Source organism: Streptomyces sp. NPDC079167 (assembly GCF_040686735.1).
Lineage (GTDB): Bacteria > Actinomycetota > Actinomycetes > Streptomycetales > Streptomycetaceae > Streptomyces.
Window position 1 is genome coordinate 180,348 of record NZ_JBFBLO010000010.1, and the last position, 26,661, is coordinate 207,008.

General features: G+C 71.4%; 26 protein-coding genes and 1 tRNA gene. 7 read left to right on the forward strand and 20 right to left on the reverse strand.

Annotation, left to right across the window (positions count from 1 at the left end):
* The first annotated feature begins 101 nt into the window (after nt 1–101).
* Nucleotides 102–611, forward strand: a complete 510-nt coding sequence (locus AB0P41_RS22140; RefSeq protein ID WP_356709725.1) for a YbaK/EbsC family protein — start codon at nt 102–104, stop codon at nt 609–611.
* On the forward strand, nt 608–1,459 hold the full coding sequence (locus tag AB0P41_RS22145) for a DMT family transporter (RefSeq protein ID WP_356709727.1): 852 nt from the start codon (nt 608–610) through the stop codon (nt 1,457–1,459). The genes AB0P41_RS22140 and AB0P41_RS22145 overlap by 4 nt, the downstream gene beginning before the upstream one ends.
* A gap of 16 nt (nt 1,460–1,475) precedes the next feature.
* On the opposite strand, the gene AB0P41_RS22150 is transcribed toward AB0P41_RS22145, so the two are convergent.
* From AB0P41_RS22150 to AB0P41_RS22175, 6 genes are all read right to left on the reverse strand, one after another.
* Nucleotides 1,476–1,958 carry a GNAT family N-acetyltransferase gene (locus tag AB0P41_RS22150; RefSeq protein ID WP_356709729.1) on the reverse strand — a complete coding sequence of 161 codons (483 nt, stop codon included), beginning with the start codon at nt 1,956–1,958 and terminating at the stop codon, nt 1,476–1,478.
* A 63-nt stretch (nt 1,959–2,021) separates the two neighbouring features.
* On the reverse strand, nt 2,022–2,816 hold the full coding sequence (locus AB0P41_RS22155) for an SDR family NAD(P)-dependent oxidoreductase (protein WP_356709731.1): 795 nt from the start codon (nt 2,814–2,816) through the stop codon (nt 2,022–2,024).
* Nucleotides 2,813–3,973: a serine hydrolase domain-containing protein gene (locus tag AB0P41_RS22160; protein ID WP_356710084.1), complete on the reverse strand. Its 1,161-nt coding sequence runs from the start codon at nt 3,971–3,973 to the stop codon at nt 2,813–2,815. Before AB0P41_RS22160 ends, AB0P41_RS22155 begins: the two co-directional genes overlap by 4 nt.
* Before the next feature lie 77 nt (nt 3,974–4,050).
* Nucleotides 4,051–4,821 carry an ABC transporter ATP-binding protein gene (locus AB0P41_RS22165; protein ID WP_365933670.1) on the reverse strand — a complete coding sequence of 257 codons (771 nt, stop codon included), beginning with the start codon at nt 4,819–4,821 and terminating at the stop codon, nt 4,051–4,053.
* A complete protein-coding gene (cbiQ, locus tag AB0P41_RS22170; RefSeq protein WP_365933672.1) occupies nt 4,818–5,579 on the reverse strand; it encodes a cobalt ECF transporter T component CbiQ in 762 nt (253 codons plus the stop codon). Before cbiQ ends, AB0P41_RS22165 begins: the two co-directional genes overlap by 4 nt.
* A gap of 1 nt (nt 5,580) precedes the next feature.
* The gene (locus tag AB0P41_RS22175; protein WP_365933675.1) at nt 5,581–6,639 is read right to left on the reverse strand and encodes an energy-coupling factor ABC transporter permease; all 1,059 of its coding nucleotides are present in this window, start codon (nt 6,637–6,639) and stop codon (nt 5,581–5,583) included.
* Nucleotides 6,640–6,816: 177 nt separating this feature from the next.
* Between AB0P41_RS22175 and AB0P41_RS22180 the strand changes: the two genes are divergently transcribed.
* Nucleotides 6,817–7,182, forward strand: coding sequence for an SsgA family sporulation/cell division regulator (locus AB0P41_RS22180; RefSeq protein ID WP_365933677.1), 366 nt, complete (start codon nt 6,817–6,819; stop codon nt 7,180–7,182).
* A gap of 113 nt (nt 7,183–7,295) precedes the next feature.
* Nucleotides 7,296–10,697 (forward strand): S41 family peptidase, encoded by a 3,402-nt coding sequence (locus AB0P41_RS22185; protein ID WP_365933679.1) that lies wholly within the window; start codon nt 7,296–7,298, stop codon nt 10,695–10,697.
* A 191-nt stretch (nt 10,698–10,888) separates the two neighbouring features.
* On the opposite strand, the gene AB0P41_RS22190 is transcribed toward AB0P41_RS22185, so the two are convergent.
* From AB0P41_RS22190 to AB0P41_RS22205, 4 genes are all read right to left on the reverse strand, one after another.
* Nucleotides 10,889–11,098, reverse strand: coding sequence for a hypothetical protein (locus AB0P41_RS22190; RefSeq protein ID WP_356709745.1), 210 nt, complete (start codon nt 11,096–11,098; stop codon nt 10,889–10,891).
* A gap of 86 nt (nt 11,099–11,184) precedes the next feature.
* A complete protein-coding gene (locus AB0P41_RS22195; RefSeq protein ID WP_356709746.1) occupies nt 11,185–12,069 on the reverse strand; it encodes an SDR family oxidoreductase in 885 nt (294 codons plus the stop codon).
* Complete coding sequence (locus AB0P41_RS22200) at nt 12,066–13,022, reverse strand: alpha/beta fold hydrolase (RefSeq protein WP_356709748.1); 957 nt, start codon at nt 13,020–13,022, stop codon at nt 12,066–12,068. The genes AB0P41_RS22195 and AB0P41_RS22200 overlap by 4 nt, the downstream gene beginning before the upstream one ends.
* The gene (locus AB0P41_RS22205; RefSeq protein WP_365933682.1) at nt 13,019–14,539 is read right to left on the reverse strand and encodes an NAD(P)/FAD-dependent oxidoreductase; all 1,521 of its coding nucleotides are present in this window, start codon (nt 14,537–14,539) and stop codon (nt 13,019–13,021) included. The genes AB0P41_RS22200 and AB0P41_RS22205 overlap by 4 nt, the downstream gene beginning before the upstream one ends.
* A 169-nt stretch (nt 14,540–14,708) precedes the next feature.
* On the opposite strand from AB0P41_RS22205, the gene AB0P41_RS22210 reads away from it, so the two are divergent.
* On the forward strand, nt 14,709–15,341 hold the full coding sequence (locus tag AB0P41_RS22210; RefSeq protein WP_365933851.1) for a MerR family transcriptional regulator: 633 nt from the start codon (nt 14,709–14,711) through the stop codon (nt 15,339–15,341).
* Nucleotides 15,342–15,401: 60 nt separating this feature from the next.
* Here AB0P41_RS22210 and AB0P41_RS22215 read toward each other — a convergent pair whose 3' ends face one another.
* On the reverse strand, nt 15,402–16,217 hold the full coding sequence (locus tag AB0P41_RS22215) for an exodeoxyribonuclease III (protein ID WP_356709752.1): 816 nt from the start codon (nt 16,215–16,217) through the stop codon (nt 15,402–15,404).
* Nucleotides 16,218–16,267: 50 nt separating this feature from the next.
* Here AB0P41_RS22215 and AB0P41_RS22220 point away from each other — a divergent pair, with 50 nt between their 5' ends.
* Entirely contained in the window at nt 16,268–16,756 is a 489-nt protein-coding gene (locus AB0P41_RS22220) for a GNAT family N-acetyltransferase (RefSeq protein WP_365933684.1), read from the forward strand.
* Here AB0P41_RS22220 and AB0P41_RS22225 read toward each other — a convergent pair.
* From AB0P41_RS22225 to galU, 8 genes are all read right to left on the reverse strand, one after another.
* Nucleotides 16,753–17,538 (reverse strand): SAM-dependent methyltransferase, encoded by a 786-nt coding sequence (locus tag AB0P41_RS22225; protein ID WP_365933686.1) that lies wholly within the window; start codon nt 17,536–17,538, stop codon nt 16,753–16,755. The genes AB0P41_RS22220 and AB0P41_RS22225 overlap by 4 nt on opposite strands.
* Before the next feature lie 223 nt (nt 17,539–17,761).
* Nucleotides 17,762–17,835: transfer RNA gene (locus tag AB0P41_RS22230), tRNA-Ala, on the reverse strand.
* Between the two features lie 87 nt (nt 17,836–17,922).
* Nucleotides 17,923–19,068 carry a gephyrin-like molybdotransferase receptor GlpR gene (gene glpR, locus AB0P41_RS22235; RefSeq protein ID WP_365933687.1) on the reverse strand — a complete coding sequence of 382 codons (1,146 nt, stop codon included), beginning with the start codon at nt 19,066–19,068 and terminating at the stop codon, nt 17,923–17,925.
* A 124-nt stretch (nt 19,069–19,192) separates the two neighbouring features.
* On the reverse strand, nt 19,193–19,822 hold the full coding sequence (locus AB0P41_RS22240) for a GNAT family protein (RefSeq protein ID WP_356709761.1): 630 nt from the start codon (nt 19,820–19,822) through the stop codon (nt 19,193–19,195).
* Between the two features lie 17 nt (nt 19,823–19,839).
* Nucleotides 19,840–20,364 (reverse strand): MogA/MoaB family molybdenum cofactor biosynthesis protein, encoded by a 525-nt coding sequence (locus tag AB0P41_RS22245; protein WP_365933689.1) that lies wholly within the window; start codon nt 20,362–20,364, stop codon nt 19,840–19,842.
* A complete protein-coding gene (gene moaC, locus AB0P41_RS22250) occupies nt 20,361–20,861 on the reverse strand; it encodes a cyclic pyranopterin monophosphate synthase MoaC (RefSeq protein ID WP_147963871.1) in 501 nt (166 codons plus the stop codon). The genes AB0P41_RS22245 and moaC overlap by 4 nt, the downstream gene beginning before the upstream one ends.
* 125 nt (nt 20,862–20,986) lie before the next feature.
* On the reverse strand, nt 20,987–22,297 hold the full coding sequence (gene glp / locus AB0P41_RS22255) for a gephyrin-like molybdotransferase Glp (RefSeq protein ID WP_356709766.1): 1,311 nt from the start codon (nt 22,295–22,297) through the stop codon (nt 20,987–20,989).
* 4 nt (nt 22,298–22,301) lie between these two features.
* Nucleotides 22,302–23,204: a UTP--glucose-1-phosphate uridylyltransferase GalU gene (gene galU, locus AB0P41_RS22260; RefSeq protein WP_356709768.1), complete on the reverse strand. Its 903-nt coding sequence runs from the start codon at nt 23,202–23,204 to the stop codon at nt 22,302–22,304.
* 106 nt (nt 23,205–23,310) lie between these two features.
* Here galU and AB0P41_RS22265 point away from each other — a divergent pair, with 106 nt between their 5' ends.
* Nucleotides 23,311–23,904: a 5-formyltetrahydrofolate cyclo-ligase gene (locus tag AB0P41_RS22265; RefSeq protein ID WP_365933692.1), complete on the forward strand. Its 594-nt coding sequence runs from the start codon at nt 23,311–23,313 to the stop codon at nt 23,902–23,904.
* Here the strand turns inward: AB0P41_RS22265 and AB0P41_RS22270 are convergent.
* The gene (locus tag AB0P41_RS22270) at nt 23,901–26,645 is read right to left on the reverse strand and encodes a penicillin acylase family protein (protein ID WP_365933694.1); all 2,745 of its coding nucleotides are present in this window, start codon (nt 26,643–26,645) and stop codon (nt 23,901–23,903) included. The two genes, AB0P41_RS22265 and AB0P41_RS22270, sit on opposite strands and share 4 nt — an antisense overlap.
* Nucleotides 26,646–26,661 lie beyond the last annotated feature (16 nt).

Consider the following 26,661-nt stretch of genomic DNA (forward strand, 5'->3'; position numbering starts at 1 on the left):
CCCCCGGGGAGTCCGACTCAGGACCCCGGCACGGGTGAGGGCCGGCACAGCCGGGGGAAGCGCTGTGGTCCGCTCCCGGGACCGTTGAGTAGCGTGCGTCCATGAGCACTTCCGGGACCACCCCCTCCACGGCCTCGTCCGATGCCCACCCCCGGTTCGCCGAAGCCCTGCGGGAGCTGGGCCTCGACGTCGAGGTACGCCGCTTCCCCGACGCCACGCGCACCGCTGTCGAGGCCGCCACGGCGGTCGGCTGCGAGCTCAGCCAGATCGTCAAGTCCCTGATCTTCGAGGCGGACGGTGTGCCCGTCCTGGTCCTGATGGACGGCTCGTCCCGGGTGGACGTCGAGCGCGTGCGGGCCGAGCTCGGCGCCGGGAAGGTCGAGCGGGCCGGAGCCGCTCTGGTCCGGGAGACCACCGGGTACGCGATCGGCGGGGTCCCGCCCTTCGGGCACCGTACGAAGACCCGCGTGCTGGCCGACCGGGGGCTGCTCGGCCACACGACGGTGTGGGCGGCCGCCGGCACCCCGCACACGGTCTTCGCGCTCGCCCCCGGGAGCCTGGTCGAACTCTCGGGCGGCACAGTGGTGGACGTGCGGGAGGACACGGCGTGACGCCCCTGGTGGCGTCGGCCGTCCTGGCCGCCGCGATCACGCACGCCAGCTGGAACGCCATCGCCCACGCCATACGTGACCAGCTGGTGTCCTTCACCCTGATCTCCGGCGGCGGGGCGCTGATCGGGCTCGTGCTGGCCTGCTTCGCCCCGCTCCCGGCCGCCGGCGCCTGGCCGTACCTGCTCGTCTCCGCCGGTCTGCACGTGGCGTACATGCTGTTGCTGATGCGCTCGTTCACCCTGGGCGACTTCGGCCAGATGTATCCGATCGCCCGGGGCACGGCCCCCCTCGTCGTGACGGTCCTGGCCGCCGTGTTCGTCGGGGAGCGCCCGGACGGCTGGGCGACGGCGGGCGTCGCCGTGGCCTCGGCGGGGCTCGTCGGGCTGGCCCTGTGGGGCATCCGGGGTTCCGGCAAGCGCCCCCACTGGCCCGCGATCCTGGCGGCCCTCGCCACGGGTCTGGCCATCGCCGGCTACACGACGGTCGACGGTGTGGGGGTGCGTGCCTCGGGGACACCGATCGGCTACATCGCCTGGCTGATGATCCTGGAGGGGATCGCCATCCCCGCTTACGCGTTCTGGCGCCGCCGGGGCGAACTGGTGCCCCAGCTCTCCCCGTTCGCCGTGCGCGGGCTGCTGGGCGCGGCCCTGTCGGTCGCCGCCTACGGTCTCGTCCTCTGGGCGCAGACGAAGGCGGCACTCGCTCCGATCGCCGCGCTCCGGGAATCCTCGATCATCGTGGGCGCCGCGATAGGCACCCTCTTCTTCAAGGAGCGGTTCGGGGCCCCGCGGATCGCCGCGGCCGGGCTGATGGTGGTCGGCATCGGCCTGATGCTGCACACGAGTTGAGCGGGCCGGGCCTTCGTCACCGTGCGGCCGACGCCGCCAGCTCCACGACCACCTCGCCGTCCTCCTCCTCGCCCGTGGGCCGGAAGCCGAGCGAGGTGTAGAGGTGTCCGGCCGTCGTGTTGACCGGATCGTAGGAGAGCCGGAGCACCTCGCACCCCTCCTGCTGCGCCAGCCAGCCGGCCAGCGTGCGTACGGCGGCGCGGCCGACGCCCCTGCCCTGTTCGGGGCCGTCGACGAGCATCCCGCCGATCCAGTACGAGCCGTCGTCGTCCCTGGCCCACATCACATGGCCGGTCACGGTGTCGTCCCCGTACACCGCGAGCGAGTGCCAGGTGTCCTCGCGGAGCGACAGCAGCAGGTATCGGGCGGCCAGTGCGGGAGCGTGGGCGCGCTGGCCGTCCAGCGGCGCGATGTCGGCGACGGCGCGCCAGTTGGCATCGTCGACCGGGCGCAGGCTGATGCGCCGGCCGGCCCGGTCCGTTAGTCCGTGGTCGATCATCCGGGCAGGGTAGGCAGCGGGCCGCCGGTCCGGCTACCGGGTTTCCGGACCCTCGTCACCCGGCTACCCGGCTTTCGGGTCCCCGTTCATCGCCGCGCTGAAGGCCGTGTTGACGGCGAGCAGGCCGCCGTCGACCCGCAGCGTGGTGCCGGTGATCCAGGCCGCGTCCCGGGAGGCGAGGAAGGCGACGGCGGCCGCGATGTCGTCCGGTTCGCCGATGCGCCCGAGCGGGTAGAGCGCGGCGGCCCGCTCCAGTTCGGCGTCGCGGCCCTCCCAGGCTTCCGTACGGATCGTGCCGGGCGCCACGAGGTTGACGCGGACGCCGCGCGGTCCGGCGTGGCCGGCGAGGGTGCGGGTCAGGCTGGCCAGACCCGCCTTCGCGGCGCTGTAGGCATGGCCCCCGAAGGCCGCTTCGCCGTTGACCGAGCCGATGGTGACGACGGCGCCCCGCCCGGAGGCCGCCAGGTGCGGCATCGCGGCACGTGAGCAGCGGTAGGGGCCGCTCAGGGTGATGTCGAGGGTGTGGGCCCAGTCGTCGTCCGCCTCGTCCTCGAAGAGGGGGGCGTCCTCGTGGTTGGCGTAGGCGTTGTTCACCAGGACGTCGAGCCGTCCGAAGGCGGCGACCGCGTGGGCCACCGCCGCCTCGACCGCCGCCCGGTCGCCCACGTCGCAGGCCAGGGCTTCGGCGGTGCCACCCGTGTCGCGGATCCCGGCCGCCGTGCGCTCGGCGCGGCCGGCGTCCAGGTCGGTGACGAGGACGGCCGCCCCCTCGGAGGCGAGCCGGCGGGCGGTGGCCGCCCCGATGCCCTGTCCCGCACCGGTGAGGAGGGCGGCGTATCCGTCGAGGCGAGGAGTCATAGCGCCGACCGTACTGCGCGGACCAGGGCCTGGGCACGGGGATCGGCGGTAACTCCCTTCTGCAGACCGTTCGTCACATAGCCGAGTGCTATGCCCGTTTCGGGGTCGGCGAAGCCCAGCGAACCACCGCGGCCGGGGTGCCCGAACGACCCCGGTCCGAGCAGCGGGGCCGCCGGGCCGTGCAGCATGTAGCCGAGGCCGAAGCGGGTGCTGACCACCAGCACACGGTCCGGCCCCGCGGACTCCTCGGTGCGGGCCAGGGTGAGGGTGGCGGGCGCGAACAGCCGCTCTCCGTCGACCTGGCCGATCATCGCGGCGTAACAGCGGGCGAGGCCGCGCGCGGTGGCGACACCGTTGGACGCGGGGAGTTCCGCCGCGCGGTAGTCCGGGGCGTTCTCGTCGGGGAAGGGGTCGATCGCTCCGAAGGCGCGGCGGGTCAGCGAAGCCGGATCGGCGTAGGCGTCGACGACGGAACGCTTGGGGCGCACGCGCAGGGCGCCGCTGCCCTCGACCGGTGGGGGCTCGACGGGGCCGATCCGCCCGATGCGGTGCGCCTCGTCGGCCGGGAGCCCGAACCAGAAGTCCAGGCCGAGCGGGCGCCCGATCTCCTCCGCGACCCAGCGGCCGATGGTCCGCCCGGTGACCCTGCGCACCAGTTCGCCGACGAGCCAGCTGTAGGTCTGGGCGTGGTAGCCGTGGTCGGTGCCGGGCTCCCACTGCGGCCGCTGTGCGGCGACGGCCGCGGCTCCGGTGGTGCCGTCCGCCGCCTCCTGGGGTGTCAGCGCCCGGTCGAGGGCGGCCAGCCCGGCCCGGTGGGCCAGGAGGTGGCGTACGAGGACGCGTTCCTTGCCGTTCGCCTTGAACTCCGGCCAGTACGTGCCTACGGGGGCGTCGAGGTCGACCTGTCCGCGCTGGTGCAGCAGCAGCGGCACGGCGGCGGCGATGCCCTTCCCGGCGGAGCGGACGATCTGGACGGTGTCCACGGCCCAGGGCTCGGTGCCGTCGACGTCTCTCGTACCGGCCCACAGGTCCACGACCTTGCGGCCGTGGTGGTAGAGGGCGACGGCCGCTCCCCGTTCGCCGCGCTGTTCGAAGTTACGGACGAAAGCGTCCCGTACCGCCTCGAATCCCGGTGCCACCGTGCCCCGTACGTCCACACCTGCTACCGCGCTCCCGCTCATCCCCCCATGGTGCATCGCGCCGCAGGTGGAACGGGTGGCGGGTCACCTCCTGTTCACGAACGCGGTACGGACACGGAACGCGGGTCGAAGCCGAAGGGCAGCTCCAGCCGGTGCCTGCGCATGAGGTCTTCGTCGCACAGGAGGTCGTGCGTGCGGTCGTCGGCGGCGATCACCCCGTCGCTGAGGATGACGGCTCGGGGGCAGAGTTCGAGGGCGTACGGCAGGTCGTGGGTGACCATCAGCACGGTGACGTCCAGGGCGCGCAGGATGTCGGCGAGTTCCCGCCGGGAGGCCGGGTCCAGGTTGGAGGACGGCTCGTCGAGGACGAGGATCTCCGGCTCCATGGCGAGGACGGTGGCGACGGCGACCCGGCGGCGCTGGCCGAAGGAGAGGTGGTGCGGCGGCCGCGCGGCGTACTCCTCCATGCCGACCTGCTTGAGCGCGGTCATGATCCGGTCCTCCAGCTCGGGTCCGCGCAGTCCGGCCGAGGCGGGCCCGAACGCGACGTCCTCGCGGACGGTCGGCATGAAGAGCTGGTCGTCGGGGTCCTGGAAGACGATGCCGACGCGGCGGCGGATCTCGGCGAGGTGCCGCTTCTCCACCGGCAGCCCGGCGACCCGGACGGTGCCGGCACCCGCGTCGAGGATGCCGTTGAGGTGGAGGACGAGGGTGGTCTTGCCCGCGCCGTTGGGGCCGAGCAGCGCCACGCGTTCACCGCGGGCCACGGTCAGATCGACGCCGAAGAGGGCCTGGTGGCCGTCGGGGTAGGCGTAGGCGAGGCCGCTGACCTCGAGGGACGGCGCGGAGGCGGTGGGCAGGCTCATACGGTCCATCCCAGCAGACATACGACGAGGGCGAGCACGGGGAGCGCCGCGGCGTGCCCCCACTGGGTGCGGGAGGCGGTCACCTCGTCGATCACCGGCATGGTGCCGGTGTAGCCGCGGCTGACCATCGCGAGGTGGACGCGCTCACCACGCTCGTAGGACCGGATGAAGAGGGCGCCCGCCGTCTTGGCGAGGACGCTCCAGTGCCGTACCCCCCTGGCCTCGAAGCCCCGGGAGCGCCGGGCGATCGACATCCGGCGCAGCTCGTCGGTGATGACGTCGCCGTACCGGATCATGAAGGACGCGATCTGGACGAGCAGCGGCGGCAGCCGGAGCCGCTGGAGGCCGAGCAGCAGGGAGCGCAGCTCGGTGGTCGAGGCGAGGATCACCGAGGCCGCCACGCCGAGGGTGCCCTTCGCGAGGACGTTCCAGGCGCCCCAGAGGCCGGGGACGCTGACGGGGACGCCGAGCAGTTCGGTCTGCTCCCCGGGCACGACGAACGGCATGAGCAGCGCGAACGCCACGAACGGCACCTCGATGACCAGCCGCTTCAGCAGGAACCCGGCGGGGATCCGGGCCAGAGCGGCGACGGCGGCGAGCAGCAGCGCGTACAGCCCGAAGGCCCAGACGGCTTCGCGCGGGGTGGAGACGACGGCCACGACGAAGCAGAGGACGGCGGCGAGCTTGCAGTGCGGCGGCAGGGCGTGGACCGGTGAGTGCCCGTGCCGGTAGAGCTTGTGCGCGTGGCCGGCGCCCATGTCAGACGGACTCGGTGGTGTGGGCCTCGGGGGTCTCCGGCGCCCGGCGCCGACGCACGGCCCAGAAGACGCCGCTGCCGACGGCGACGGTGACGCCGACGCCGATCACTCCGGCGAGTCCTCCGGAGACGCGGGCGTTGCCGATGTCCTTGACGCCGTAGTCGGCGAGCGGGGAGCCGGCCGCGTCGTGTTCCTGGACCTTCTCGTCGATGCCCTTGTCGGCGGCGACCTTCTCCAGACCGTCGGGGTTGGCGGAGGCGTAGAAGGAGACGAAGCCCGCGAGGACGAGGGCGGCGGCCAGACCGGCGGCCCAGACCCTACGGGTGGAGCGGGCGGCCGCGGGAACGGGGGAGGAGGCCGGTGCGGCCGGCGCGTCGACGAGTTCGCCGTCGACACGGAGCTTGAGCGGGGCGGCGAGTCCACGCGCCCCGTGGACCAGGTCGGGGCGCACCGCGATCACGGCGCCGACGGTCAGCGCGGTGATCACGGCCTCCCCGAGGCCGATCAGGACGTGGACGCCGACCATCGCGGTGAGCACCTTGCCGATGGGTACGTCGGTGGTGCCGCCGATCGCGTAGATCAGGGTGAACGCGACGGCTGCTGCCGGCACGGAGACGAGCGCGGCCACGAAGGCGGCGGCGGTCGTCGAGCGGCGGGTGCGGGGCAGCACGCGGGTCAGCCCGCGGAAGAGCGCGTAGGCGACGAGGGTGGTGACGAGCCCCATCACCGTGATGTTCACGCCGAGCGCGGTGAGGCCGCCGTCGGCGAAGAGGATGCCCTGCATCAGCAGTACGACCGCTATGCAGAGCAGCCCTGTGTAGGGGCCGACCAGGATCGCTGCCAGGGCCCCGCCCAGGAGGTGTCCGCTGGTGCCCGCCGCGACCGGGAAGTTCAGCATCTGCACGGCGAAGATGAACGCGGCGACGAGCCCGGCCAGCGGCGCGGTCCTCTCGTCCAACTCATGCCGCGCGCCGCGGAGGCCCACGGCGACCGCGCCCGCGGCGACCACACCTGCGACAGCGGAGACGGGTGCGTTGATGAAACCGTCGGGTACATGCATGGAGTGGCTCCGCTTCGGGCGTTACTGCTGGCGGGGTCGGGAAACGCTCCATGATAGAGCCCTGTTGCAAATAGTTCGCAAGAGCGCAGGGATGACAACTACGCCCACCCCCAACATGCCCAAATGGGAATATATGGGACATTAGGGGGAGAGATTTTCACACAGGAGGAGCCGGCCATGTCCCTCGTGATCCAAGAACACGCCCGCGCCCGGCTCATCACCGACGGTCCGGACCCCAGGCCGGTCCCCGTCGAACTGCGCTGCGACCCGGAGGAGCCGGGGACCGTCCAGGTCCGCCTCCCCGGAGGCGCCGACCGGTCCTTCGGCCTCGACCTCCTGGAACGCGGACTGCGCTCCCCCGTTACCCGCGGCGACATACGGATATGGCCGTGCGGCCGGGCCCAGCTGATCCTGGAACTGCACTCCACGGACGGTGTCACCGTCTTCCAGTTCGACGTCGCACCCGTCATCCGCTTCCTGGCGCGGACCCGCGCGCTGACGGCGCAGCGCCCGCCGGCCGTCGCCCCCGTCACCCCCGCCTGAGCAGGGATGAGCCCCCGTGCCGCGCGCACGGGGGCTCATCGTCGCCCCGGTCCCCCGGCTTGTGTCCTGCACCACAAGTTGCCGCTGGCCCTCCACACGGAAAGCATTGGAGAGTGAGTGACGACGTCGCGTATCTCCGTTTCCCGCACCTCCACAAGGACTTGCTCTGCTTCGCGGCGGAGGACGACCTCTGGGTCGCCCCTCTCGCCCCGGCGGGGCAGCGGCCCGGCCGGGCGTGGCGGCTGACTGTCGACCGGACCAGGGTCAGTCATCCGCGCTTCTCGCCCGACGGGGGCCGTATCGCCTACACGACCTGGCGCACGCTCGATCCAGAGATCCACCTCGCCCCCGTCGACGGCGGGCCCGCCCGCAGACTCACCTACTGGGGGTCGACCGACGCCCGGGTCTGCGGCTGGAGCCCCGATCCGGGTAACTCGTCCCAGATCCTCGCCGTGTCCTCGCACAACCAGCCGTTCTCGTACTTCTCCTGGGCGTACAGCGTCCCCACCGACGGCAGCCCCGGCGGCAAGCTCCCCTGGGGGCCCGTCTCCGACATCGCGGTCGCCGACATCGACGGCGAGCGCCGCACCCTCCTGCTCACCGGGAAGCCGCCGCACGAGCCGGCGGCCTGGAAGCGCTACCGGGGCGGCGCCACCGGCCGGCTCTGGCTCCACGGCGAGCGGCTGCTGCCGGACATCGGCGGGCACCTGGACGCACCGATGTTCGTCGGGCGCCGGATCGCCTTCCTCTCCGACCACGAGGGCGTCGGCAACCTCTACTCCTGCCTGATGGACGGCAGCGATCTGCGCCGGCACACGGACCACGACGCGTTCTACGCCCGGCACGCCTCCAGTGACGGCAGCAGGGTCGTCTACCAGTGCGCCGGCGATCTGTGGCTGGTCGAGGATCTGGAGTCGCCGGACGCGGTGCCCCGGAAGCTGGAGGTGCGGCTCGGAGGCCCCCGGACGGGCCGGCGTACGTACCAGGTGCCGGCGTCCAGCCATGTCGACTCGCTGGCCGTCGACGAGACGGGACGGGCCAGCGCCGTGTCCGTGCGCGGCAGCCTGTACTGGCTCACCCACCGCGACGGTCCCGCCCGGACGATCGCCGACACCCCGGGGGTGAGGGTCCGGCTGCCGGAGATGCTCGGCAGCAGCGGCCAGGTCGCGTACGTCACGGACGCGGAGGGGGAGGACGCGGTCGAGATCGCCTATCTCCCCCGGGCCAGCGGCGACCGCCCGCCGCGCCGGCTGGCCGCCGGGCGGCTGGGCAGGGTCCACGAGCTGATCTCCGACCCGGAGGGCGAGCGGCTGGCCATCGCTTCGCACGACGGACGGCTGCTGCTGCTGGACACGGCGGAGGAGGCGGAGACCGGGATCGTCGTCGAGGTCATCGAGGACCTGGAGAGCGGGCGCGTCGAAGGCAGCCTCGTGGAGGCCGAGGCCGCGGACGTGGGGGCCGCGGGCACGGGGGTGGCGGACACGGGGGCGGCGGTCACCGAACTCATCCGCTCCGTGAACGGCCCCGTCCGCGATCTGGCGTTCTCCCCCGACGGACACTGGCTGACCTGGTCGCACCCCGGTGTCGGCCGGTCGCTGCGGCAGATCAAACTCGCCCGGATCACCGGCCCGGACGCCCCGGTGACAGTCGATGTCACCAACGGCCGTTTCGAGGACGAGAACCCCGTCTTCACGGGCGACGGCCGCTACCTCGCCTTCCTCTCCTGGCGCGGCTTCGACCCGGTGTACGACGTCCACACCGGCGACCTCTCGTTCCCGCTGGGCTGCCGCCCGTATCTGGTCCCCCTCACCTCGGCGACCCCCTCCCCCTTCGCTCTGCTCCCGGACGGCAGGCCCGCGGCGGGCGGCCTGGACCCGGTGGACATCCCCGAGGGCACGGTCGAGGGGCCGACGGTCATGGTGGAGTTCGAGGGTCTGGAGAACAGGGTGACCCCGTTCCCGGTCTCCGCGTCGAAGTACTCGGGGCTCCAGCCGGTCAGCGGCGGCGGCCTCGTCTGGCTGCGCTGGCCGATCTCCGGCGCGCTGGGCGAGACCTTCGCGAACCCGGCGGACATGTCGGGCCGTCCCACCCTGGAGCACTTCAACATCGCCAAGGCCCGCAAGACCGAACTGGTCGGCCACCTCGACTGGTTCGCGGTCAGCGGGGACGCCACGCGGCTGGTCGTCATGGACGACGGCGAGCTGCGCGCCGTACCGTCCAACGAGCCCGGCGACAACGACAGCACGGTCTTCCTCGACCTGCGTCGCATCCTGCACGACGTCGACCCGGCGGCCGAGTGGCGCCAGGCGTACGGGGAGGCGGGGCGCATCATCCGGTCCTACTTCTGGGAACCGGACATGTGCGGCATCGACTGGGAGGGCGTACTGGAGCAGTACCGTCCGCTGGTCGAACGGGTGGCCTCCCCCGACGAGTTCGCCGATCTGCTGCGCGAGGTCCTGGGCGAGCTGGGCACCTCCCACGCATACGTCTCCCCCGCCCGCCGCAACGAGGGCCCCCCGCACTACCAGCGCGCGATCGGGCTGCTGGGCGCCAACCTCGTGTGCCGGGACGGCGACTGGACCGTGCAGCGGGTCCTGCCCGGCGACTCCTCCGACTCCAAGGCCCGTTCGCCGCTGGCCGGTACGGGGATCCGGGAGGGCGCCGTACTCACCCATGTCGACGGCCGGCCGGTCGACCCGGTGGCGGGGCCGTACCCGCTGCTGACGGCTGCGGGCGGCACCACGGTGGAGCTGACGTTCCGCCCGTCCGGAGGTGAGTGCGGCGGCCGGTCCCGGCGCGTCGCGATCGTCCCCCTGGTCGACGAACGCCCGCTGCGCTACCAGGACTGGGTGGCCAAACGCCGCGAGGTCGTACGGGAGTTGAGTCACGGCAAGTGCGGATACCTGCACATCCCCGACATGGGCGGCTCCGGCTGGGCCCAGTTCAACCGCGATCTGCGGCTCGAGGTGTCGCGCCCGGCCCTGATCGTGGACGTACGGGGCAACGCGGGCGGCCACATCAGCGAGCTCGTCGTCGAGAAGCTCACCCGCACGATCCTCGGCTGGGACCTGACCCGCAACGCCCAGGCGGTCAGTTACGCCTCCAACGCCCCCCGGGGCCCGGTCGTCGCACTGGCCGACGAAGCCACCTCCTCCGACGGGGACATGATCACGGCCGCGTTCCGGCTGCTGAAAACGGGGCCCGTGGTGGGCCAGCGCACCTGGGGCGGCGTGGTCGGGATGACCGGCCGGCACAAGCTCGGCGACGGCACGGTGATCACGGTGCCGATGAACGCGGCCTGGTTCGACACCTACGGCTGGTCCGTCGAGAACTACGGCGTCGAGCCCGACCTGGAGGCGCTGCGCACGCCCCTCGACTGGGCGGAGGGCCGCCACGCGGTCCTGGACGACGCGGTCAGGGTCGCCCTGGACCTCCTGGCCGCCCACCCGGCGTCCACACCCCCCTCCTACGACACAGCCCCGAACCTGCGCAGGCCGCCACTCCCCCCGAGGTGACGGGCCCCACCCAGGAGCTCAGCCCAGCCAAGCCCCTTGGGGGTCCCCCCGGACGAAGTCCGGGGGAGATCGAGGAGCGGGGTCCGGGGCGGAACCCCGAAAACCCCGCACCGCGCGAGCCTGCACGCGGAAGGGGCGTACCCGGAACCCGGGTACGCCCCAACAGACCGCGGACGCAGACGCGTCGGCCGTCAGCGCTCGAAACGCTCGCGCGTCTGGTCCGCCGCGTCCTGCGCCCGGTCCCGGGCGCCGGGCCGACGGCCCTGCGCCTGCTCCGAGGCACGGTCCTGGCGGTCCGAGGAACGCTCACGCGCCTCGTCCCGCTTGCCGCCCGCCTTCTGCTGCTTGGCCTGGTCGGCAAGCTCCTGCGCCTTGTCCTTGAACTGGTCTGCGATGCCCATGCCGTTCACTCCTATGTGGGTGCGTGGGGTCGGCCCCGGTGGGACCTCGCTCAGACTTACACACCCGGACATTCATCGCATTTCGATCATCCGCGCCCCACTCGGGCCTTCTGGTCGGCCTCGCCACCGGCCCCCACGAGCCCCTTGCCGACACCGTCCAGCCGGGACCCGAAGCGCTTCATCTCGCGCTGCCCGACGTTTCCTATCACCGCCGGCAGATAACCCCGGATCGACTGCATTCCCCGCAGCCACCACTGCGCGTACACATGCGCGGAGCGCCGTTCGATCCCGGCCACGATCCGGTCGACCGCCGGACCGAGGGGGTAGGTGCGGTTCGTCGGCCACGGCAGCCGCTGCCTCAACTCCCGCATGACGTCGTCCTCGTCGGCACCGCGCACCATGTCCGTGTCGGTCCAGGACAGATAGCCGACCCCGACCTTCACGCCCCGGTGGCCGACCTCGCCGCGCAGGCAGTGCGCGAACGCCTCCACGCCCGACTTGGACGCGCAGTACGCGCTCATCATCGGCGCCGGGGTGATCGCCGCCAGCGACGCTATCTGGAGGAAGTAGCCACGGCTCTCCATGAGCACCGGCAGGAACGCCCGCGCCGTCACCGCGCCGCCTATCAGGTTCACCTCGATGACCCTGCGCCACGCCTCCGGGTCCGAGTCCACGAGCGGACCTCCCGTGGCGACGCCCGCGTTGGCGACGACGACGTCGATCTTCCCGAAGCGCGCCTTGACCTCCTCGGCGACCCGGCTCATCGCCTCGTGGTCGGTGACGTCCGCGTGCCAGTGGTCGCTGTCCGAGTGCAGCCGCTCCGAGACCTTCTTCAGCTCTTCCGGCTCCAGGCCGACGAGCGCCAGCGTGGCGCCCCGCGCCGACAGCTTGCGGGCCAGCAGCTCTCCCACGCCCCGCGCCGCCCCCGTGACGACGACGACCTGTCCTTCGAGACTCCGACTGCCGCTCATGCGACCTCCTCCTCGCTCACGGCTTCCGCCGTACTGCCCGCACCGTCCACAGTGACGTACGAGGTCACCAGCTCGCGTAGCTTCGCCGTGACCGCCTCCGGCGCCTCGACGGGCGTCATGTGGCCCATGCCCGCCAGCTCGGTGAGCCCGAGGCTCTGCGGCAGCGCCGCCTCGATGGCCCTCGCGTGCACGGGCGGCGTCAACCGGTCCTCCGTGCCCGCGATCACCGCGGTCGGGAGCCGCAGTTCCCGCAGACGCGCCTCGAGGTCGAGCTCCGCGAGCACGTGGCCCCAGGCGACGCGTGCACCGCGAGGACACGCATGGACGATCCTGGCACAGGTATCCACCCGTTCCGGGGCAGAACCACGCCCCATGGTGGCGTACTTGAGGATCGCCTTCGACACCGCGTTGACCGGGCCGAGCGGCGCGCGCGCACCGAGGACCGCCGCGGTCATCCGGGTCCGGAGGGCGCCGGCCCGGAGCGGGAGCACCAGCGACTCCGCGGTCAGGCGCGAGCTTCCGGTGCTGCACAGCAGCACCGCCGCCCCGTGCTCCCGTACGGCGGCGCGGCCGGCCGCCGCCATCAGCGTCATCCCGCCCATGGAGTGTCCGCCGAGCACCGCTTTCTGCCCCGGGGCGAGCGTGGCCCTCAGCACCGCCTCCAGGTCGTCGGCCAGCGCCCGCGTGCTGTATCCGCCGGGACCGGCCGCGGGCGTACGCCCATGACCCCGCTGGTCGTAGACGACGACCCGGTGGTCCACCGCGAGGTCCCGCACCTGGGCGTCCCAGAAGCGGGTGTTGCAGGTCCAGCCGTGCGCCAGGACCACGGCCGGCGCACCCTCGGGACCGTGCAGTTCGACGTGGATGCGCGAGCCGTCGGCGGAGACGACGACCGGTTCGCGTACGGGCACGGGTATGAGCGGGGTCTCCGCCCGCTGGGTCAGCCTGCTCATCGTGCGGCCTCCTCGGTCACGGCCTGCGCCGCGGAGTGGACGGCGGGAGGACGGATGACGTCGTACTCCCCCAGGTCGACCGAGCGGGTGGCCCGCCGGAATTCGGCCGTGGTGCCCGGCCAGACCGTGGTGTTGCGCCCGTTGGCGTCGAGGTACCAGCTGGTGCAGCCGCCGGTGTTCCAGACGGTCCGCTTCATCCGTTCCTGGACCCGGTGGTTCCAGGCGCCCACGGCGGCGGGCCGCGCGTCGAGTGCGACGCGTCCGCCCAGGACGTGCAGTTGGCGCAGGTAGTCGGCCATGTAGTTCAGCTGGGACTCGATCATGAGGATCATCGAGGAGTTCCCCAGCCCCGTGTTGGGCCCGATGATCGTCATCCAGTTCGGGAAGCCGGCGGCGGTCGCACCCCGCAGCGCCTGCATCTCGTCCTTCCAGGACTCGGCGAGGGTGATGCCGTCGGCGCCGACGACCCGGTTCGCGATCGGCATGTCCGTCACATGGAAGCCGGTGCCGAGGATGATCACGTCGGCCTCGGTCTCCGTGCCGTCCGACCCGACGAGGGTGGAACCCCGCACCTCGGAGAGGCCGGAGTCGACCACGTCCACATTGGGCTGTGCGAGCGCCGGGTAGTAGGCGTTGGAGAGCAGGATGCGCTTGCAGCCGATGCGGTACGAGGGGGTCAGCTTGGCCCGCAGCGCGGGGTCCTTGATGGCCCGCGCCATGTTCGACTTGGCTATCGTCTCGACCAGCCCGAGCTGGTCGGGGTGCTTGGTGAAGGCGCCCACCTGCAACTCCCGGATTCCCCAGAGGAGTCCGCGCCGCGCCGTGGCCGTGAACGGGAGCGCCCGGTGCAGCCATTTCTCGGCGCCGCTGATCGCGCGGTCCATGCGGGGCATGACCCAGGGCGGGGTCCGCTGGAAGAGGGTGAGCCGGCCGGCCTTCGGCTGGATCTCCGGGACGATCTGGATCGCGGAGGCACCGGTGCCGACCACGGCGACGCGCTTGCCGCTCAGGTCGTAGTCGTGGTCCCACTGCGCCGAGTGGAAGACCTTGCCGGGGAATTCGGCCAGCCCCGGTATGTCCGGCAGCTTCGGATCGGAGAGCGGGCCGGTGGCGGACACGACGGCGTCGGCCGTGACCGTGGCGCCGTTCGCCGCCTCGATCACCCAGTGGAGCTCGTCGTTGTCCCAGCGCATGACCGTGACTTCGTGGTCCAGCCTGATGTGGGGGCGCAGCCCGAAGGTGTCGGCCACGTGCTCCAGGTAGGCGCGGATGTGCTGCTGCCCGGAGAAGGTGCGCGGCCAGTCGGGGTTGGGCGCGAAGGAGAACGAGTAGAGGTGGGACGGCACGTCGCAGGCGCAGCCCGGGTAGCTGTTGTCCCGCCAGGTGCCGCCGACGGCGCCGGCGCGTTCGAGGACCAGGAAGTCGGTGATGCCTTCGCGGCGGAGCCGGACCGCCGCGCCGAGGCCCCCGAATCCGGATCCGATCACCGCCACTCGTACGTGCTCGTGCTGGGCCATGCTGCCGCCTCCCCGCGGTACGTGCCACGACTCTGCCAGCAATCACTGGCACTGTTGGGAGAGTAGGGCAGCTCCGTACCGATGGGTAGGGGGCGGACCGAGGAAAGTTACCGGCGGTACAACATAGGGTGCGGGGGTGGCTGAAGGACGCGAGCACCGCGAGTACCGCATGGAGGAACTGGCCGCGGAGGCCGGCATCACCGTGCGCACCCTGCGCTTCTACCGGGAGCGCGGCCTGATCCAGCCACCTCGCCGCGAGGGCCGCATCGCCTGGTACGACGACCACCACCTGGCCCGGCTGCGCACCATCACGGGCCTGCTGGAGCGGGGCCACACGCTCAACGGCATCGCCGACCTCGCCACCACGTTCGACAGCGGACGCGACGTCGCCGAGGTGCTGGGCCTGGGCGAACCGACCGAGGAGACCCCGGTCCGGCTCACGCCCGAGCAGCTCGCCGACTACTTCCAGGACCAGGCCACGGCGGAGAACCTCTCCGCCGCCATGGAGCTGGGCTATCTCGGCATCGACGGCGACGAGATCGTCCACATCAGCCGCCGGCTGCTGGAGGCGTCCTCCGAACTGGTGCGGGCCGGGGTACCGCTCGACGCCGTGCTCACGGCGGGCCGCCAGGTCCGCGAGCACGCCGACGCCCTCGCCGACCTCTTCGTACGTGTCCTGCGCACCCACACATCGCAGACCGGGCCTGAGCAACTGCGCACGCTCGCCCAGGCGGTGGTGGACGCCGAGCTGTCGATGGCCCTGGACCGACGGCTACGAAGCGAGGACGGTCAGCACCCGTAGCCGGCGGCCACCGGCGCGAGGACCGTCACCACCTGCGGCCCGACGGCTTCACGTGGACGGTCAGCGCTCGTAGGTGACCGTCACCGGCGCGTGGTCGCTCCACCGCTCGCCGTGCGTGGCGGCGCGCTCCACCCACGCCTTCACCGCGCGCCCGGCGAGACCGGGGGTCGCCACCTGGTAGTCGATGCGCCATCCCGCATCGTTGTCGAAGGCCCTGCCCCGGTAGGACCACCAGGAGTACGGCCCCTCCTCCTCCGGGTGCAGCGCGCGCACCACGTCGACGTACGCGGCCTCGTCGAAGACCCGGGTCAGCCACTCCCGCTCCTCGGGGAGGAAACCGGAGTTCTTCTTGTTGGACTTCCAGTTCTTGAGGTCGGCCTCGCGGTGGGCGATGTTCCAGTCGCCGCACACGACCACCTCGCGCCCCTCCGCCGCCGCCCGCGCCTTCAGGCCCTGGAGATAGGGGAGGAAAGCCGCCATGAAGCGCTCCTTCTCCTCCTGCCTCTCCGTGCCGACCTCGCCGGACGGCAGATAGAGGCTGGCGACCGTCACCCCCGGCAGGTCCACCTCGACGTAGCGGCCGGAAGTGTCGAATTCCTCACACCCCGGGACGCCGGACCCGCCGAACCCGATCTGGACGCGCTCCGGCGCGTGCCGGGTGTAGACGGCGACCCCCGCACGCCCCTTGGCCGCGGCCGGGGCGAACACGACGTGCCAACCCTCGGGCTCACGCACCTCTTCAGGGAGCTGCTGCGCTTCGGCGCGGACTTCCTGGAGGCAGATCACATCGGCCTCGGTCTGCCCCAGCCACTCGACGAAGCCCTTCTTCGCGGCGGCACGGAGCCCGTTCACGTTCACGGTGGTAACAGTCAGCATCCAGGTACAGTACCTACACGCAGGCGCTGCATACATGTACTATTGCGCGCATGAATATCCACCCTCGGCCCTTCGACCACCCCGACGCCGTGAAACTCAACGACCAGGTGCAGCTCGAATACGCCGAGCGCTACGGCGACGAGGGCGACATCACACCGCTCGACGCCACCATGTTCGATCCGCCTCGCGGACTGTATCTGCTCGCCTACGACGAGCAGAACCGTCCCGTGGCCACCGGCGGCTGGCGCAGCCAGGAGCGGAACGACGAGGGTTACTCCGACGGCGACGCCGAGATCAAGCGGATGTTCGTCGTCCCCGAGGGCCGGGGCCGGGGGCTCGCGCGCCGTATCCTCGCCGCCCTGGAGGACGACGCCCGCGCGGCCGGCCGCACACGCATGGTCCTGGAGACCGGCGACCAGCAGCCCGAGGCCATAGCGCTGTACACGTCCAGCGGTTACGCGCTCTGCGAGAAGTTCGGGCACTACCGCACGTACGACAGCAGCATCTGCATGGCCAAGCCGCTGGGCCGGCCCTCCTAGGGAACCCGCGCCACACCCACGTAGAACCCGCTCCGCTCGTACGCCGGCGCGGGCTCCTCCTGGTACCACTCGGGAGCCGTGACCAGCCCCGGCTCGACGAGTTCCAGCCCCTCGAAGAACGGCTCGACCTCCGCGCGGGAACGCATGCGCAGTGCGATCGCGCCCTTCCTGTACGCGGACTCCGTCTCCTGCTTGAGCTCAGGATGCTGATCGGCGGTCCCGTGCGACAGCACGAGGAAGCTGCCCGGAGCCAGCGCCCCGGCCAGCGTGCGGGTGATGGCGTACGGATCCTGCTCGTCGGGCAGGAAGTGCATCAGCGCGATGAGGGACAGCGCCACGGGCTTCGCGAAGTCGAGTGACCTGGCCGCCTGTTCGAGAATCGCCTCGGGCTGCCGCACATCCCCGTGGATGTAGTCGGTCGCACCGTCGGGGTGGCTCACCAGCAGCGCTTCCGCGTGACGCAGCACGATGGGGTCGTTGTCCACGTAGACGACCCTGGCGCCCGGGGTGACGGCCTGGACGATCTGATGGAGGTTCGGCGAGGTGGGGATGCCGGTCCCGATGTCCAGGAACTGACCGACACCCTGCCGGGCCAGCCACTCGGAGGCGCGGTGCATGAAAGCCCGGTTCCGCGCCGCGTTGGCCCGCGCCTCGGCGGGCAGCTTCTCGGCGACCTCCTGGTCGACCGGGTAGTTGTCCTTCCCGCCGAGCAGCCAGTCGTAGACCCGTGCCGGGTGCGGCTTGCTGGTGTCGATGCGGGAGCTGGGTATGCCGGCTGTCACAGTGCGCCCTCCTACGGAACCACGAACAGGCCCCCGCCATCTGGCCGCGCGGCCCCCCGACAACGTTCACCGGAAGGGCGGGTGAGCGAGGAACGCCCAGGCTACCGGCTGGCCAACCGGGCGCGCGCCGGCCCGGCGCGCTGCGGCAGCCCTTCTGAACACCGCCGGGAAACGACGAAGATCCCGCCCGATCTTGTGATCGGACGGGATCTCGTGTGTGCGGTGGACCTGTGGGGATTTGAACCCCAGACCCCCTCGATGCGAACGAGGTGCGCTACCAGACTGCGCCACAGGCCCTTGCAACGAGTGAAACTCTAGCACCCTCATCGGGGTGCTCGGAAATCCGTATCCCGGCAGGTCACCGAGTCGGGTTCGCCGCCGGGCTCACTCGTTGGCCGCGCGCGGCCGGTCCTCGTCGTCGTACTGGTCGAAGAGGGGCGTACGGCCACGGTCACGGGTGCGCCTGGCCGGGTTGGGGCGGCGGCGCGGGGCGGGTTCGGCTTCGGGCGTGGCGGACTCCTGCGTGCCCGTCCGGGTCGGCTCCGCCGGGCTGGAGCGGGCCGCGCTCCAGGTCTCCGGGTCGCCGACCTCGACGCCGCCCGTGGCGCGCGGGGCGACCGGGGCGGTGACGTAGGTCGGCAGCGGGACCGGTACCGGCTCCCAGCTGTCGCCCTGGGCCGGCCCGCGTTCGCGCTGCTGGTCGACCCACTCGGCGTGGTCCGTCTGCTCGACGAGGGCGCGGCGCCCCGCCTCCTGGGGGGAGACCGTGGGCACGGGGACGGCCGCTTCGGGCTCCTCGTCGGCCTCGGCGGGAGCCGAGGACGCGGGCTGGTGCCTGCGGGGCCGGTTCTCGCGCAGCCGCTGCGCGGCCACCTCGGCCCTGCGCCGGTCCATGGTGAAGACGAACCGCCGGCGCTCCTGGGCCCGCAGATGCACGATGTACGAGCTCAGCAGCACGGCCGGCACGGCCGGCGCCCAGAGGAAGCGGAGCCCGCCCACCGCCGCGACGACCGCGCCGAGCGTGAACGCCATGAACAGGATCGTGGTGGTACGCCGGCGGCGCGCCAGGACCTGGGAGCGCCGTCGGCGCTCGCGTTCGGTCTCGGCGCCGGACGGACGCGAGCGCCGCGCGGGCTCCGGACGGGAGGCCCGCTCCTGCGGGCGCTCCTGTTCCGGCCGACTGGGGGCCGGGAGGCGCAACCGCGCTTCCGTACGGTCCGGGGGCGCGGAAAAGGCCCGGACGTCGACGGACTCCAATCGGTCCGTGACGGCATCCGGGTCCACGTCGCCAGGCGCCTCCTCGGCATCCCGCTCCCGCAGCTCCTTGGCGTAACGGCGCTCCATGGCCGCCCGTCCGGACAGCAGCCGGATGGCGGTGCTGAAGCGTTCCGTCGGACGGGCTTCATTGAGCTCGTCCTGCCTGCGGAGCCACATCGGCACCAAGTAGGCGGCCCATGCACCGACGATGACTGCGTAGATGAGGCCGCTGCTGCTCACGCTCACACCGTAGAGGGGTTTGCACGGCGGCATCCGCCAATTGGCCCGGTGTGTCGCACGATCCGGCTGATATGACGGACTTTTTTTGCGACTGTTCGGGTCAACAGTCGCCGAAAGTGAGGTTCATTACCGTCAGAGAGCGATCAAATTCGAACACCTATTTTATTTCCCCCGGCGTGCGCGGCGTTCCCGGGGTACCCGGCCGCATCCTGCGCCAACGCCGCAGCAGCCCGTCGGGCACTTCCTCGGCGGTGAGGGCGAAGATCAGATGATCCCGCCACGCACCGTCGATGTGCAGATATCGTGGACGTAGTCCTTCCGCACGGAATCCGAGTTTCTCCACGACCCGTCGGCTGGGGGCGTTCTCGGGCCGAATGCACACCTCGATCCGGTGCAGTCCGACCGTACGGAAACAGTGGTCGACGGCGAGCGCCACCGCGGTCGGCATCACCCCGCGGCCCGCCACGTCCTGGTCGACCCAGTAGCCGACATGGCCCGAGCACATCGATCCCCAGGTGATGCCCGCCACCGTCAACTGCCCGACGAGACGCCCCTCGTACTCGATGGCGAAGGGCAGCATGCGTCCGGCGTTCGCCTCGGCACGCAGGTGGCGGATCATCTGACGGTAGGTGGGGCGCTGGGCCACCGGGCCGCCGGGGGCGGGCGGCGGGACGGTCGCCTCCCAGGGGCGCAGCCAGTCGCGGTTACGGCGGTTGACCTCACGCCAGATGCTCTGGTCACGCAGCTTTATCGGGCGCAGGGTGACGGCGCCGTCGGTCAGGATCACCGGCCAGGTCCGGACGTTCAGCTCGGGCTCCCCGGTCGGGGGTGATCGCCGCCGCGCAGCTGGTCGACGGCGTGCACCAGGAGCCTGCTCAGGACCGCGAGCCCGTCGCGTACGCCACCGGTCGAACCGGGCAGGTTCACGACGAGTGTGCGGTCCGCGACGCCCGCGAGGCCGCGGGAGAGCGCGGCGGTCGGGACCTTGTCGCGGCCCTCCGCGCGGATCGCCTCCGCGATGCCCGGGATCTCGCGGTCCAGGACGCGGCGGGTGGCCTCGGGCGTGCGGTCGGTGGGCGAGATGCCCGTACCGCCGGTGGTGACGATCACGTCGTAACCCGCGGCCGTCCCGGCCCGGAGGGCCGCTTCCACCGGATCTCCGTCGGGCACGACCTGGGGGCCGTCGACGGCGAACCCGAGAGCGGTGAGCGCCTCGGCGATGACGGGGCCGCCCTTGTCGGCGTAGACGCCTGCGGAGGCACGGTTGGACGCGGTCACGACGAGAGCGCGGTATCCGCCGGTGGCAGGGTCACTGCCGGGCGTGGTCATGCGTCCGCCCCCTCCGGTGCGGGGCGCCGGTAGTCGCCGGACTTGCCGCCCGATTTCGCCTCGACCCGTACGTCCGTGATGACCGCGTTCTTGTCGACCGCCTTGATCATGTCGATCACCGTGAGCGCGGCGACCGACACGGCGGTCAGGGCCTCCATCTCGACGCCCGTGCGGTCCGTGGTCTTCACGGTGGCCAGGATCTCCACCGCGTCGTCGGCCACGCTCAGGTCGACCTTCACACCGGAGACGGCGAGCGGGTGGCAGAGCGGGATCAGGTCCGGGGTGCGCTTGGCCCCCATGATCCCGGCGATGCGCGCGGTGGCGAGCGCGTCGCCCTTGGGGACGCCTTCGCCCCTGAGCAGTTCCACGACACGCGGTGACACGAGGACCCGGCCGCTCGCCCGGGCGACACGTGCCGTGACGTCCTTCTCCGACACGTCGACCATGCGGGCGGCGCCCGCCTCGTCGATGTGCGTCAGCCTGTTCTGCGTACTCAACTCACTCCGCCTAGCGGTAGGGCGCCGGTTGCCCGCCCGCCCGCACCGTGGCGCGGGCCGAGGGGACCGGGGGGCTTCCCCCGGTAAGGCACAGCGCCAGATACCGTACCGCCACCGCGCCGAAGTCAGCGGAGGAGGATCACCTCGGCCTCCGTGCCGGGCTCGGCGGAGGTGACGTCCTCGGGCAGCACGATCAGCGCGTCCGCCTGGGCGAGGGCGGCGATCAGATGCGATCCGGGCCCCCCGACCGGGGTGACGGTGCCCGCCTCGGCGTCGTAGGTCCCGCGCAGGAACTGGCGCTTGCCGGACGGCGAGGCGAGCGCCTTGTCGGTGCTGAGCGTGGCCCGCACCTTCGGGCGGTGGACGTCCACGAGGCCCATCAGCGTCAGGATCGCCGGCCGGACGAACAACTCGAACGAGACGTACGAGGAGACCGGATTGCCGGGCAGCGCCAGCAGCGGCGTGTGGTCGGGGCCGATCGAGCCGAAGCCCTGGGGCTTGCCCGGCTGCATGGCGAGCTTGCGGAAGTCGACGCCCCCGCCGGCCTCGTCCCCGGCGCCCACGGAGGACAGGGCCTCCTTGACCACGTCGTACGCACCGACGCTCACACCGCCCGTCGTGACGACGATGTCGGCGCGGATCAGCTGGTCCTCGATCGTGGCCCGCAGCGTCTCGGCATCGTCGGCGACCGCCGGCACGCGGTAGGCGATGGCGCCCGCGTCCCGGGCCGCGGCGGTCAGCGCGAAGCTGTTGGAGTCGTAGATCCGGCCGCCGGTCAGCTCCTCGCCCGGCTGCGCCAGTTCGCTGCCGGTGGACAGCACGACGACGCGCGGACGGGGCCGCACCCGCACGGTCGAGCGGCCGATCGCGGCGAGCAGCCCGATCTGCGGCGGCCCGACGACCGAGCCCGCCCGCAGCGCCAAGTCACCCGGCCGTACGTCGCTGCCCTTGGCCCGGACATGGGCGCGCGGCTCGACGGGGCGGTGGACGCGGACCTCACCGCTCGCCCCCTCCGGGGCGTCGCTGTGGGCGCGCATGGCGGAGGCGGGGCCGCCGCCCGTGCCGCCGTCGGTCCACTCGACCGGGACGACCGCCTCGGCGCCCGCGGGCAGCGGGGCGCCGGTCATGATGCGGGCGGCCTCTCCCGGACCGACGGACCGGCCGTCGGCCAGGCCGCCGTCGCCGGCGGCCACGTCGCCGATGACGGTGAGGACGGCGGGGAACTCCTCGGTGGCGCCCTCGACATCGGAGATCCGGACGGCGTATCCGTCCATCGAGCTGTTGTCGAAGGGCGGCAGCGCGACATCCACCACGACGTCCTCGACCAGGACGCAGCCCTGGGCGTCCGGCAGTTGCAGCTCGATGGGTTCGAGCGGCTTCACCGCGGCGAGGATGTCGTCCAGGTGCTCGTCCACCGACCAGATCGTGCTGCTCAAGCTGTTACAACTCCTCGTCGACGTAACTGCGCAGCCAGGTCCGGAAGTCCGGGCCCAGGTCTTCACGTTCGCACGCGAGTCTGACAATGGCACGCAGATAGTCACCGCGGTCACCGGTGTCGTAGCGGCGGCCCTTGAAGACGACACCGTGGACCGGGCCGCCGATCTCCTCGTCCTCGGCCAGCAGCTGGAGCGCGTCGGTGAGCTGGATCTCGCCGCCTCGGCCGGGCTCGGTCCGGCGCAGTATGCCGAAGACCGCGGGGTCCAGGACGTAGCGGCCGATAACGGCGAGGTTGCTGGGCGCCTCGGCCGGGTCGGGCTTCTCCACGAGCCCGGTGACCCGGACGACGTCGCTGTCGTTGGTCACCTCGGTGGCCGCACAGCCGTACATGTGGATCTGCGACGGGTCGACCTCCATCAGGGCGACGACACTGCCGCCCTCGCGCTCCTGGATCTCGACCATCCTGGCGAGAAGGGGGTCGCGCGGGTCGATGAGGTCGTCACCGAGGAGCACGGCGAACGGCTGGTCGCCGACGTGGGGGGCGGCGCAGAGGACGGCGTGACCGAGTCCGCGCGGGTCTCCCTGGCGCACGTAGTGCATGGTGGCCAGGTCGCTGGACTCCTGGACCTTGGAGAGGCGTTCGGCGTCTCCCTTGCGGGTCAGCGCGGACTCCAGCTCGTAGTTCCGGTCGAAGTGGTCCTCCAGGGGACGCTTGTTGCGACCAGTGATCATCAGTACGTCGGAGAGGCCTGCGGCGACGGCCTCCTCGACGACATACTGGATGGCGGGCTTGTCGACGACAGGCAGCATCTCTTTGGGAGTGGCCTTGGTGGCCGGCAGGAACCGGGTGCCGAGACCTGCAGCTGGAATGACAGCTTTGCTGATCCTGGGGTGCGACTGAGTCATGCGCTGAACTCTAACCGGTGCGTATGGGCGGAAGATGAGCCTCCGGTTAACTTCGTTCTCATACATCCACATAAAAGAACTATGTGAGCACCCGTTGAACCATGACATGTCCAGAAAGACGACCCTGCGCCGTGAACTGCTCGCCGCGCGGAGGCTCCTCACCTCGGAAGACGTCAGAAGGACCGCCGCGGTTCTCGCCTCGGCCGCCGCGGAGCTTCCGGAGCTGACCGACGCCCGGACCGTCGCGGCCTATGTGTCCGTGGGGCGCGAACCGGGAACGCACCCGCTCCTGGACGCCCTGCGGGCGCGGGGCGTACGCGTACTGCTCCCGGTTCTCCTGGCGGACAACAACCTGGACTGGGCCGTGTTCGAGGGAGCGGAGCATCTCGTGCCCGCCGGCCGCGGCCTGCTGGAGCCGGACGGCGCGCCTCTCGGCCCGCAGGCGGTCCTGGACGCGGATGCGGTCCTGCTGCCCGGCCTGGCCGTGGACGGGCGCGGGATGCGGCTGGGGCGGGGCGGGGGAAGCTACGACCGGGTACTGGCCCGGCTCGCGTCGGCCGGGGCGCACCCCGCCCTGATCGTCCTGCTGTACGACGACGAGGTGGTCGCGCGGGTTCCTGACGAACCGCACGACCACCCCGTGGATGCCGTGGTCACGCCTGCCGGAGCTCGGCGCTTCCCGCCCGGAGGCCGGGACTAGGGTTTCTTGAGCGTCAGGCTGTCGACGGTGGACTGCTTCACGGCGTCCGCCCCGAAGGACCAGTCGAGCAGTTCGCCCTCGACCCACTTGTCGGTCTGATCGGTGTAGTGCGCGCTGAAGGCGTGCCCTGACGAGCCGGTGAGGTTGATCCACCGGGACTTGTCCCAGTCGCCGACGTTGACGACCATCCGCATCGACGGGACCCAGATGACCTCGTAGCCGCCCGCCGCGTTCCAGCCGGTCGCGTTGACCGCCGCCTCGCCGCCTCCGAGGTCCCAGGGGCCCCGGTTGAGCGCCCGCTGCAGAAGGTCGGGGCCCTCCTTGCCGAGCGTCTGGTTGCGCAGGGTGAGCTGGTGCAGCCTGCCCCAGCTCCAGGTGGACATGTCCTTGCCGAGCTCCGCCGTCAGCTCCCAGCGCGCGTCCTCCATGGCACGGGCGAAGAGCTCGTCACGGCTGTCGATGGCCTCTTCGCGCCCCTTGGCCGGGACCTTCCACCACTCGTTGTCCTGGTCGTCCAGGATGCTCTCGACCACCTCGTACCAGCGGTCGCCGCCGTCCGGCTGCGCCGCGTCCGGGGCGCGCCGGCCGCATTCGCGTACGAGCTTGTCCTGCTCGTCCACGGGCCCGGTCCCGGGGACCGGCTTCACATAGACGCAGTCGCCCTCGGCCCGCATCTCCTTGGGGAGTTTGTCGCCGAACGCCAGCTTGAGGATGTTGCGCCAGACGCCGTTGAAGTACGCGGCGGCGGCCGAGTCGGGCTCCTGGGTGTAGTCCCAGCCCTCCAGCAGCTTCTGCGCCTCGCGGACGCTCTTGTCCTTGATGCCGATCTTCTTCAGCTCGGGCACCAGCTTCGCGGCGATCGCGCTCTGGTTGTCCATCTGCATCGTCTGCATGTCGTCGGTGGAGATCTTCTCGCCACCGTCGATCTTCTTCTGGATCAGGTCGTTGATCCGCTGGCTGCGGGTGCCGTAACCCCAGTCCTTGGTGAGCATGTGCTCGTAGTCGTCGCCGATGACGGCCTGGTTGGCGGTGACGATGTAGCCGCGGTCCGGGTCGTACTCGTACGGCAGCTCGTCGAACGGGACGGGTTCCTTCTCCCAGCCGTAGGCGGCGGACCAGCCGGGGCTCGGGGTCGTGCCGTCACCCTTGAGGCGGACCGGGATCTTGCCGGGCGCCTGGTAGCCGATGTGCCCTTCGGTGTCCGCGTAGATGAGGTTCTGCGACGGCACCTCGAAGTGCTCGGCCGCCTTGCGGAAACTCGCGAAGTCCTTGGCCCGGTTGAGCTCGAAGACCGCGTCCATGGACTTCCCCGGCTCCAGCGCCGTCCACTTCAGGGAGACGCCGTACCCGTCGCCGCGGTCCGGCGCCGAGGTCGTGACGGGTGCCTTCTTGCCGACCTTCTCCAGCTCACCGTTGCGGTCGGAGACCAGCGGGCCGTTGTTGGTCTCGCGGACGGTGATCGTCCTGCTCTTCCCGCCCGCGACCTTGATGGTCTCCTCGCGGGTGATGAAGGGCTCGGTCTTTCCGTCGTACTGGTAGCCGTCGGCGGAGACCTTCTCCAGGAAGAGGTCGGTGACGTCCGCGCCGAGGTTGGTGAAGCCCCAGGCGATGTCCTGGTTGTGGCCGATGATCACACCGGGCATCCCGGAGAAGGTGTAGCCGGCCGTGTCGTACTGGCACGACTCCGAGAGCTGACGGCAGTGCAGCCCCATCTGGTACCAGAGCGAGGGCAGCTGCGGCGCCAGGTGCGGGTCGTTGGCCAGCAGCGGCTTGCCGGTGGTCGTGTACTCGCCGGAGACGACCCAGGAGTTCGATCCGATGCCGTTGCCGTTGGGTCCGAGCAGCGCCGGGATCTCGTCGAGGCTGTCGGAGAGCGCGGAGAGCTGGGTGTTCAGGCCCTCGGTCGCGCCCTCGACGGTCTGCGAGCCGATCTCACCCGTCGGCTCGGCCTCGGGGTCGTACTTGCCGGTGACCGAGGAGACCGCGCCCTGCTCGACGATCGGCTTGTTCTTCTCGTACGGGTAGTCCGGGTAGAGGTCCTTGATCTGCTTCGCGTTGAGCCGGCTGGTCATCAGCGAGCGGTCGATCTCGTCCTGCATGTTCCCGCGCAGGTCCCAGGCCATCGCCTTCAGCCAGGCGACCGAGTCGACCGGGGTCCACTCGGTGGGCTTGTAGTCGTTGGTCAGGCCGAGCGCCGCGTACTCGACGGAGATGTCCTTGCCGTCCTTGCCGTCCAGATACGCGTTCACCCCCTCCGCGTAAGCCTGGAGGTTCTTCTTGGTCTCCTCGTCCAGGACCTCGTCGTACTCCTGCTGCGCGACCTTGCGCCAGCCGAGCGTGCGCAGGAAGGAGTCGGTCCCGACCTGGCCGGCTCCGAACATCTCGGAGAGCCGCCCCGAGGTCATGTGACGGCGTACGTCCATCTCCCAGAAGCGGTCCTGGGCCTGGACGAAGCCCTGGGCACGGAACAGGTCGCTGTCGGTGTCCGCGTAGATCTGCGGGATCCCGTAGTCGTCGCGCTTGACGTCGACGTCACCGGAAAGGCCCTTGAGTTCGAGCGAACCGGTGGTCTGCGGGTATGAGGCCCGGACCGTGGAAACGGACCAGTACGCGCCGTATCCGACACCCGCGACAAGCGCCAGCACCAGGACGATCACGATCAGGCGGGCGCGTCGCCCCTTCTTCCTGCCGGTCTTCTTCGCAGCGGAAGACCCGGAAGGGGCGGTTGTGTTGGCGGGCATCGCTGTCCTTCGAGGG